Below are 10041 nucleotides of genomic sequence, written 5' to 3'. Positions count from 1 at the left end.
TGCAGGAGTCTAATCCACTCACGCCGGAACCGTCGAACCTAATCGAGTCGCTCAGCCATAGGCTGAGGTTTTATAGGATAATAATTTGGCCGCTTATGGCCCTTAAAAAAGGGCAATTCCTCCAACGTTGTCCGCTACCTTCCTCTCAAAAATGAAAAGTTGCAAACGGACAACGTTTTAACCACCGGCCAGGTTTGGCTGCAACATTCTGCTTCTATTTTCGTAACACAAGGCAAAGGAGTTGTGACAAATCATGAATATTCTTTTGATTTACCCGGAGTTTCCAGACACGTTCTGGAGTTTTAAGCACGCCCTTAGTTTTGTCCGCAAAAAATCTTCGTTCCCGCCACTGGGGTTATTGACCGTAGCCGCCATGCTGCCCCCGGAATGGAACAAACGATTAGTTGATGTTAATGTGACCAAACTGACCGACGAGGACCTGGCCTGGGCCGATTACGTGTTTATTAGCGGCATGACGGTGCAAAGAGAGTCGGCCTACCAAATCATTGCGCGCTGTCAAGCGGCGGGAGTTAAAGTGGTGGCCGGCGGCCCGCTTTTTGTGAGCGAGCACGAGCAGTTTACCGGGGTGGACCATTTTGTGCTGAATGAAGCCGAGATAACCCTGCCCCTCTTTCTGGCCGATTTGGCCCAGGGCAACGCCAAACCAATTTACACCACCCCTGAATTCCCCGACATCCGGCAAACGCCGACGCCCCTGTGGGAATTGGTGGATTTTAAGCAGTATGCCTCAATGTGCATCCAATATTCCCGGGGCTGCCCCTACAATTGCGATTTTTGCAATGTCACCGCCCTGTTTGGCCATCGTCCCCGCACCAAATCTGCCGGGCAAATCATTGCCGAGTTGGACAGCCTTTATCAATTGGGCTGGCGGGGCAACATTTTTTTTGTAGACGACAACCTCATTGGCAATAAAAAGAGCCTCAAAACAGAACTGCTGCCCGCCCTCATTCAATGGCAAAAAGACAAGGTGGGCACGCCGTTTCATACCGAAGCCTCCATCAACCTGGCCGACGACGAACAATTAATGCACATGATGGCCGAGGCCGGATTTAACGCGGTTTTTATTGGCATTGAAACCCCCGACGAAGAAAGCCTGGCCGAATGTGGAAAAATCCAAAACCGCAACCGCAACCTGGTTGAAAATGTGCGGCGTATTCACCGCGCCGGACTGCAAGTGCAAGGCGGTTTTATTGTTGGTTTTGACCACGATGAACCATCCATCTTCCAGCGTCAAATTGACTTCATCCAAAAAAGCGGCATTGTCACGGCCATGGTCGGTTTGTTGCAGGCCATCCCCGGCACCCGGCTTTACGAGCGGCTACAGCAGGAGGGACGTTTGCTGGAAGAATTGTCCGGCGACAACGTGGATGGCACCACCAACATCATCCCCACCATGAATTTTGACGCCTTACGCGAGGGGTACCAACATATTCTGCAACACATTTACGCCCCCGAACATTATTACCAGCGCGTCAAAACCTTTTTGCGCGAGTACAAAACTCCCAAGATAAAAACGCCGCCCCAGCCTCAATACTTTTTGGCCTTTTTCCGCTCCATTTATCGCCTGGGCATTGTGGGCCAGGAACGGGTTCAGTATTGGAGTCTTTTGGGTTGGACCCTCTTCCGCCGCCCCACCTTATTCCCCCTGGCGGTTACCCTGGCCATTTACGGCCATCACTTCCGCAAGATTTGCCAATTGCACACGCTTTGATGAATAGAGTAGCAGGTAGCAAGGTAGCAGATAAAAAGTTGGGTATGACTCTACGATCAACTACATTTGCCACTGTGCTACCTTGCCACCTTTTCTGGATCACTATGCCCGCCCCGGCCTGTTCCAAGTTTTAGAACAGGCCGGGGACGCGCATCTGCGCCGCCTCCCCCAAATTTTCGATGCCCCCACCGCAATAGTTACATTTGACGTAACCCCCAATTTGGGCTACTATTCTCTATGCAAGGTTACAAGAAACAGACAACAAATTCACATCGCTCGTGCCCCATTCCTTGCTTGGACCCCTTGCGCCCCTGGCATGGCGCACACACTAACAAGCTATGCAATTGAACATTTTCAGCCGCAGACCAAAAGAAACAACCGAACCCCTGTTTGACGAAAGATTTTTGCGCCGCCTGGAGCGATTGAATTTCCGCACCGCGCCAACGTTGCGGGGGGCCATGCTCGGCGACCAGCGCAGCCGTAAATTGCGGCCCGCCCTTGATTTTAGCGACCACCGCGCTTATGTGCCCGGCGACGACCTGCGCCACATTGACTGGCACATTTACGCCCACCACGAAGAACTTTTTGTGAAATTAGGTGAAGCCAGCCAGAGCGTCAATGTTCATATTCTGCTCGACCACAGCCGCTCAATGGCCTGGGAGCCGAACATCGCTACCCTCAAAGATTCCGTTTCAGATGATCCGGCCTTTATGCGGCATAAACGCAGCAAGTGGAACGTGGCCCGCCGGTTGGCCGGCGCCCTCACCTATTTAGCCCTGGCCAGCGGCGAGCGGGTCAAAATTACCACTTTTGCCCAGGCCCTGGGCGATAGTTTTGGGCCAACCCGGGGCAAGCAGCGTATTATCGCTTCTCTACGCTTTCTGTCGGCCCTTTCCCCGGCGCCGCTGGCCCTGGATGGCAGCGCCAACGAACCGGGCCTGGCCCAAAGCCTCAACAGTTATGCCCGCCTTCACTCTGCAGGCGGCCTGTTGATCCTCATTTCTGACCTGCTCGACACGGTCACGCCCTCGCTCCAGGCCGGTTTTGGCGAGGAACTGGCCGAAGGATTGCGCCACCTGACGCTGCCCCGCTGGCAGGTATTGGTGATGCACCTGCTCTCCAGTGAAGAAGTTGAACCCACTTTTGAAGGCGATTTTGATTTTGAAGATATTGAAACCAACCAATATATGCCTTTTAACGTAGACCAGGATACCCTGGCCCAATATCGCGTGCGGATGCGCGCCTGGTGCTCTACATTAGAGTCCATCTGCGCCCGGCAGGGAACAACCTACAGCCGTATCCTGGCCGAATGGCCCCTGGAGCAAAAGGTGATTCCCTACCTGCACCAACGGGGAGTAGTGTAATGACTGTTTTAGCGCCCCTGGCTTTATTGGGCTTATTGGCCATACCCTTGATTATCTTTTTGCACCTTTTGCATACCCGGCGGCAACCCCTCTTGGTTTCTAACTTGCGTCTTTGGCAGGGATTACAGCAAAAGCAAAAGGGCGACTTGCCGCGCCGCTTTCCGCTTTCTTTATTGCTTCTCTTGCAACTATGTATTGCCGCGGCCCTGGCTTTGGCTTTGGCCCGGCCGGCGCTGTCGTTTTTGCTGGCTCAACCGCAGCACACTATTTTTATTTTAGACACCTCTACCAGTATGGCCGCCGAAGACGCCGGCCAACTCACCGCCAACCGCCGCTTTGACGTGGCCCGCCAAACCATTCAGGATCACGTGCAAACGATGGGCGAAAACGATACAGTGGTCGTGATCGGCCTCAATCGCCGCCCCCAAATTTTGCTCACCACCGATGCCGCCCAAAAAGGCCAGGCCCTGCTCGATCTGGATAAACTGACCCCGGGGGCCACCGGTCTGGACCTGCCCGCCGCCCTCACCCTGGTCAACGGCTTGCTTGACCCCAACAAAGAGAATCACCTCATCATCCTCACCGACGGCAACTTTACCATCAATGCCGACACCCTGCCGCCGATGAAAATTCCCGCCACCTGGCAATTTGTTCCGGCCCAGGCCAACACCGCCAACCAGGCCCTGTTGAATGTTTCCGCCCGCCCCTGGGCCGATGGGCGCTATCAACTTTTTGCCCGCGTGGTCAACTATAGCGAGGATTCGGTGCTCCGCACGGTGCGGGTGGTGGTTGATGGTCGCGCCGCCAATGAAACCCCGGTTGAGCTTGGCCCCCAGGCTGAAATAGCCAAGGCCTGGACTCTGCCCGCCTCGGCGCAAACGGTGGTAGTGGAAATTGTTGAGCCGGATGCTTTGCCGCTTGACAACTGGGCCGAGTTGCTCTTGACCGGCTCAACCTCGCTACCGGTGCTGTTGGTCACCGACGCCCCTGAACCGCAAGAACTGGCCCTGTTTCGCGCTCTACAGGCCCAAACAGGAGTTGAGTTGACCGTTGTGGATACGGCCGCCGGCCTAAACCGCCACAATCCGGCCAATTTTGCCCTGCTGGTGTTTGCCGGGTTGCCCCCCACCCTCACGGCCTGGCCGGAGGGCAACGTTTTGGTGGTCAACCCTGCCTTGGGCCACCCTCTTTTGCCCGGCCATAACCCCGTGTCTGAGTTGCGCCCCGATCCGGCCACCGCCTCCTCCCTGCTAACGGGCATTGACGTTTCCGGGGTTTATTTTAACCAGGCCCCCTATCTGACCCTGCCCGATTGGACGGAAGCCGATTTAATGAGCGCCCCCCTCACTGAAGATAACCTGGCCGAACAAAATATGGCTCAAGCGAGCGAGCGCATCCCGCTTATTTTTCATGGCGCTGTTGGCAACACCCGCCTGGTTGTTTGGGCCTTTGACCTGGCCGCCAGCAACCTGCCGGGGCGGTTGGCCCTGCCCCTGTTAACGGCCAATACGCTATCACACCTGTTGTCTGTGTTGCCTTCGTCCGTCGTGGCCCTGGGCGAGCCGATCTTGCTGGGTCAAAACTTGAGCGTTGAACTGCCCGACGGCCATCGCCTGGTTTCGCCGGCCCAGGCCGGTGAGGATGGCAGGGTGTTTGCCCAAACCAAACAACCCGGCCTTTACAAAGTTTATAATGAAGATGATCGCTTGCTGGGTGGTTTTGCCGTGCATGCCGGATCGGCCCTGGAATCAAATTTGACCACCCGGGTTGAACCTGAAACCTTGCTCAACGTTGACCCGGCCATGGCCGCCATTGAGCCTGAAACAGCATATCATGAATTCTGGCCATGGCTGGCCGGTCTGGCCCTGGCCATTGTGGCCCTTGAAGGATGGCTGGCATGGCGGAGATAATGCTGCAAAGCCCGGCAGCGCTGCTGGCCATTCCCCTGCTGTGGTTATTGGCAATGGCCGTTGCCTGGTCGCGACGGTTTAAACCCTTTGGCGCCTTTCTGCTGCGGCTGGCCATAATTGTGCTGATTGGCCTGGCCCTGGCCCAGCCGGTGATCCTGCCCCCGGAAACCCCCGCCAACGAACAAACCCCGGAACGATTGGTGGTGCTGGTTGACCAATCGGCCAGCGTGCCAACCGCGGACCAACAAATTTTTCAGGCCGAGGCAGCCCGGTTGGCCGCACAATTCCCGGATACAACCGTCCTCTATTTTGCCGACCAGACCGTGATGGGTGCGCCCCCCTCGCCCGGTGAGACCGGGCCGGAGTCGCTGCCACTCAACCCCAACCTGTCCAATCTGGCCCAGGCTCTTTTGATGGGCGCGCAATTCCTTAACAACCAGCCGGGCCGCCTGGTATTATTGTCCGATGGCCTGCCCACAGCCGGCGACACCCCGGAGGCGATGGCCCAATTGGCCCGGCAAAATATCCCGGTTGACGTGTTTGTGCCAGGTGAAACCGGGGTGGCTCGCCCCAATGAGGTGCGCCTGATTGAGTTGACCACCCCGGCCACCCTGCGCCTGGGTGAAATCTTCGACGCCAATGTGATTGTCCACAGCGAGCGGCAGACAGAAGCCAATCTGAGATTAATTCAGGATGACGACATCCTGGCCAGGGAGACTGTTTTGCTGGAGCCGGGATTCAACCGGTTCAGCTTTACCACCGAAGCCGTTGAATTAGGCCCCCACACCTTCCGGGCCACCGTCTCCGCCGATAACGACGGCCAGCCGGCCAACAACAGCCTGTCGGCCTTTAGCCAGGTATACCCGCCGCCCCCGGTGCTGGTGGTGGGCGACGACCCGGTCCGGGCCAATACCTTTGCCGGTTGGTTAGAAGAAGCAGGGTTTGTCCCCACCACCCTTCGATCAAATCAATTGCCCGATCGCCTCTCGGAGTTGGAACCCTACGCCGGGATGGCGCTGCTCAACGTATCGGCCCGGTCGCTCAAGTTGGAGCAGATGATCGCGGTGCAAGAGTTTGCCCGCAGCCTGGGGCGGGGCCTGTTGGTTACAGGCGGGCGCAGCAGTTTTAGCCTGGGCAAGTACGACGATACTCCCCTGGCCGAGTTGTTGCCCCTGTCGTTAGACCCGCCTGTGCGCGAGGAGCGCCCGCCGGTGGCCCTGCTTTTGATTATTGACCACTCCGGCAGTATGGTCGAAGAGCGCGGCGAGTTGGGCACGCGCCTGGTGCTGGCCAAAGAGGCCGCCATTCGCGCCACCGACATCCTGGGCCCGCAGGACTTGATTGGCATTCTTATTTTTGACAGCGAAACCGAGTGGGTGATCCCTTTCCAACAGGTCAGCGATGGGGCCACTCTGCTTAAAATTCAGGAAACCATTTCCCGGATACAGCCCGGCAGCGCCACCCGTATTTTAAAAGCCTTAAAAGCCAGCATTCCCGCCCTTATTGAGCAGGAGGCGACCAGCGCCGCGCGGCACGCGGTGCTGTTCAGCGATGGCCGCTCGTATGATCAGCGGGACAGCCAAAATCCCGACGACCCGCTGCCGGATTACGACGCCATTGTGGACGCCGCCCTGGCCGCCAATATTACCCTATCTACTATTTCCATTGGCGGCGACACCGATGAAGAACTGATGGCGCGTTTGGCCGATCGGGGCCTGGGCCGCTATCATTACGCCGGCACCCCCGACGAACTGCCGGAGTTGACCATTTCTGAAAGCGATATTTTACGCAGCAGCGCAGTGCAGGAAGGCGATTATGACCCGGCTGCCGCCGCGCCGCATCCCATACTGCGAGACTTTTTAACCCCGGGGGTCAGGGAGGCCGAAGGCATAGAGATACCGCCTTTAACCGGCTACATTGCCATGACGCCCAAACCGCAAGCTGAAATCGCTTTGCAAGTTGGGTCCGGCGACCCCTTGCTGGGAGTATGGGGATATGGCCTGGGCCGGGTAGCCGCCTGGAGTTCCGACACAGGCCAGGAGTGGACGGCCAACTGGCTTTCCTGGCCGGAAGTGGACCGCTTTTGGGGCCAAATTTTGGACTACTCTCTCCCTGCCCCCGCCCTGGGTTTATTACAGTTAAAGGCTGAAGTGGAGTCGGATGGGGTGGCCACCTTGACGGCCGACGGCGCAACCTTTTCCGGCCAAACGGTTGACCTGGCCTCTACCCAGGCCACTTTGACCACCCCCGGCGGGCGGGAAGTGTCGTTGGCCCTGCGCCAGGTTGAGCCGGGACGTTATCAGCAGCGCGTGCGCCTGCCGGACCCCGGCGTCTACCAATTGCGGGTCACCCAGGCTCGCCCTGAGGGAGCGGGCGAAACCGCCCTGATTGGTTTTGTAGTGCCCTATCCCGCCGAGTATGACCTGCCGGCTGAAGATGTTGGAGAGCCGTTGCTCAAGCAAATTGCCGCTGCTACCGGCGGGCGTGTTTTTTCGCCGGAGAATCCGTTGTTGCCGGCCACCTCGTCTGCAGGCGAGGCCGAGGCCATCCCCCAGCCGGTGGAATTATGGCCCTGGTTATTGTTGGTAGCCCTTATTTTATGGCCTATTGAAATTGCCTGGCGGCGTTGGGGGAGATTAAGAATTCAATAGACAGGAAGGAATGAATAATGGAATCACCATACCTTGAACAAGAAGAGTATCAAATGCAAGCCCAGGCGGCGGAAGCCCAGATCACGGTTGAGGCCTTTCGGAAAACGGTAGCCGCGGTTGAGTATGAAGTGGGCAAATTTATTGTGGGCCAACAAGAGTTGGTGCGCCAATTGCTTTTAACTTTATTAGGGGGGGGCAACGCCTTGTTGGAAGGCGCGCCCGGCCTGGGCAAAACCATGCTCATTCAAACCCTGTCCCAGGTTGTTCACTGCGGGTTTAGCCGCATCCAATTTACCCCCGACTTGATGCCGGCCGATATTGTGGGCAGCACGGTGATTGCGGTTGACGAAGCCACCCAACAACGCTTCTTCCGTTTTGAGCCGGGGCCAATTTTTGCCAATATTGTGCTGGCCGACGAAATTAACCGGGCCACGCCCAAAACCCAATCGGCCTTGCTAGAGGCCATGCAAGAACGCAAAGTGACCGTGGCCAAAACCACCTACGAATTGGAATGGCCCTTTTTTGTGTTAGCCACCCAAAACCCTATTGAAATGGAAGGCACCTATCCCCTGCCGGAAGCCCAACTGGACCGTTTTATGTTTCACATCGAGGTCAATTTCCCGGATCACCATGAATTGATCGAGATTGCCAATCGCACCACCGGGGCTACTGAGATCAGGCCGACGGTGGTTACCAACGGGGCCACCATTGTGGCTATGCAGCGGCTGGCCCGGCAGGTGCCTATTGCCAGCCACCTGACCACCTATGTGGTCAACCTGTTAGAAGCCACCCATCCCCACCATCCCCTGGCCCCGGATATGGTGCGCCGTTACGTGCGGTACGGGGCCAGCCCGCGGGGGTTACAGGCTATGATTATTGCCGCCAAAGTGCGAGCCTTAATTGAGAACCGGCATAATGTAGATTATGAAGACATCCAGGCCGTGGTGCTGCCCAGTTTGCGTCATCGGCTCATCCTTAATTTTGAAGGCCAGGCCGAAAACATCAGCCCGGCTGAAATTCTGCGTCAGGTTACCCAAAAGGTAAAAACCGGGTAAACAGGGGCGGAATATTTTTTCGGCCTGGGGAGAGGTAAAATTAAAGTTTGTTACACTACCAAAGTCCGGCTGGACAAAGCATTGTGGTTATGCTAAACTACATCTATCTTAATTAATTCATCATTAAGGTCTCATTGAGGGAAAAATGAGCTATCGAGCGCGGGTTTTATGCATTGATGACGAGCCGGGGGTCGTCGAACTGATTAGCCTGATTTTAAAACCACAAAACATTCAGGTTGAAGGCGCCAATAGCGGCCAGGAGGGCTTAACCGCTATGCGTAACGATCCCCCGGATGCGGTGCTGCTGGATATTATGATGCCCGAGATGGATGGGTGGGAAGTGTACAAACAAATGCGGTCGGACGAAGTTTTAAAGAAGATTCCCGTGATTATCGTTACCGCCAGAAATAGCTCGTTTGAAGAAATAATTGCGCGTGAACGAGTGGGGGTGAACGATTATATCACCAAGCCCTTTGTGCCCAGCGATTTGCGCAAAAGCCTGTCTCGCGTACTCGACTTGGATGAAAGTATCGCATGACCAACAAAAAACGCATTCTCTATATCGAAGATGAAAAAGAGATGATTGAGTTGACCCGGATTGTACTGGAGCGGGAGGGCTTTGAGATGTTAGGCGCCGTAGGAGGCGCCGAGGGCTTGCAAGCCATCAAACGCGAAAAGCCAGATCTGATTCTGCTTGACCTGATGATGCCCGATGTGGACGGCTGGGAAGTGTACCGGCAGGTGAAGGCGGATAAGGAACTGGCCAATATCCCCGTAATTATTATTACAGCCAGAACCCAGAGCATTGATAAGGTTTTGGGCCTTAAAGTAGCCAAAGTGGCCGATTATATTACCAAACCCTTTGGGCCGGCAGATTTGGTAGAGAGCATTCATCGCGTTTTGGCGCAAACAAATTCAAATTAATTCTGCCCCGGTAGCTCAATGGATAGAGCAACTGCCTTCTAAGCAGTAGGTTACAGGTTCGAGTCCTGTCCGGGGTGTCTAAAAAGCCAAGTGCTGAAAAAGTACAGCAAAAAGTTAGAGCACTTCCGGCGATGACCAGAACATCAGTCGTTGGAACTAGTTTTAGATGTTCAGGAATACCCTGTAATCTGATTTGCACACACCCATGTTTATATGCTTTTTCAATAGAGCATCCTGCCCCCAATCCTTGATAAAAACCAATCGTGAAAGCAATCGCAGCCTTGTCACCAATTTCGTGATTCATGCCAAGAACATAGTTCTCGTATTTAGACAAAGTAAACTAACCTGGTCGAAGCCAGGGATTGAATTTGAACCTTAACAATCGAGTTTCAGGCCAATATTCTG

Annotated in this window: 7 protein-coding genes and 1 tRNA gene; all 8 read left to right on the top strand. The window is 55.5% G+C overall.

Features of this window, described 5'->3' with window-relative positions; all coding sequences use genetic code 11:
- Positions 1-253 precede the first annotated feature (253 nt).
- The 8 genes from JW953_03690 to JW953_03655 all read left to right on the top strand — a co-directional run bounded on the left by JW953_03690 (position 254) and on the right by JW953_03655 (position 9713).
- Positions 254-1732: a B12-binding domain-containing radical SAM protein gene (locus tag JW953_03690; protein ID MBN1991780.1), complete on the top strand. Its 1479-nt coding sequence runs from the start codon at positions 254-256 to the stop codon at positions 1730-1732.
- Between the two features lie 338 nt (positions 1733-2070).
- Complete coding sequence (locus JW953_03685; protein ID MBN1991779.1) at positions 2071-3096, top strand: DUF58 domain-containing protein; 1026 nt, start codon at positions 2071-2073, stop codon at positions 3094-3096.
- A complete protein-coding gene (locus JW953_03680; GenBank protein MBN1991778.1) occupies positions 3096-5006 on the top strand; it encodes a VWA domain-containing protein in 1911 nt (636 codons plus the stop codon). The genes JW953_03685 and JW953_03680 overlap by 1 nt, the downstream gene beginning before the upstream one ends.
- A complete protein-coding gene (locus tag JW953_03675; protein MBN1991777.1) occupies positions 4994-7657 on the top strand; it encodes a VWA domain-containing protein in 2664 nt (887 codons plus the stop codon). The genes JW953_03680 and JW953_03675 overlap by 13 nt, the downstream gene beginning before the upstream one ends.
- A 53-nt stretch (positions 7658-7710) precedes the next feature.
- Positions 7711-8712 carry an AAA family ATPase gene (locus JW953_03670; GenBank protein MBN1991776.1) on the top strand — a complete coding sequence of 334 codons (1002 nt, stop codon included), beginning with the start codon at positions 7711-7713 and terminating at the stop codon, positions 8710-8712.
- Positions 8713-8857: 145 nt separating this feature from the next.
- Positions 8858-9250, top strand: coding sequence for a response regulator (locus JW953_03665; GenBank protein ID MBN1991775.1), 393 nt, complete (start codon positions 8858-8860; stop codon positions 9248-9250).
- On the top strand, positions 9247-9636 hold the full coding sequence (locus JW953_03660) for a response regulator (protein MBN1991774.1): 390 nt from the start codon (positions 9247-9249) through the stop codon (positions 9634-9636). Before JW953_03665 ends, JW953_03660 begins: the two co-directional genes overlap by 4 nt.
- 4 nt (positions 9637-9640) lie before the next feature.
- Positions 9641-9713, top strand: a tRNA-Arg gene (locus JW953_03655).
- Positions 9714-10041: the final 328 nt, after the last annotated feature.

Source organism: Anaerolineae bacterium (assembly GCA_016931895.1).
GTDB lineage: Bacteria > Chloroflexota > Anaerolineae > 4572-78 > J111 > JAFGNV01.
This window is presented reverse-complemented; position numbering and strand designations above follow the sequence as displayed.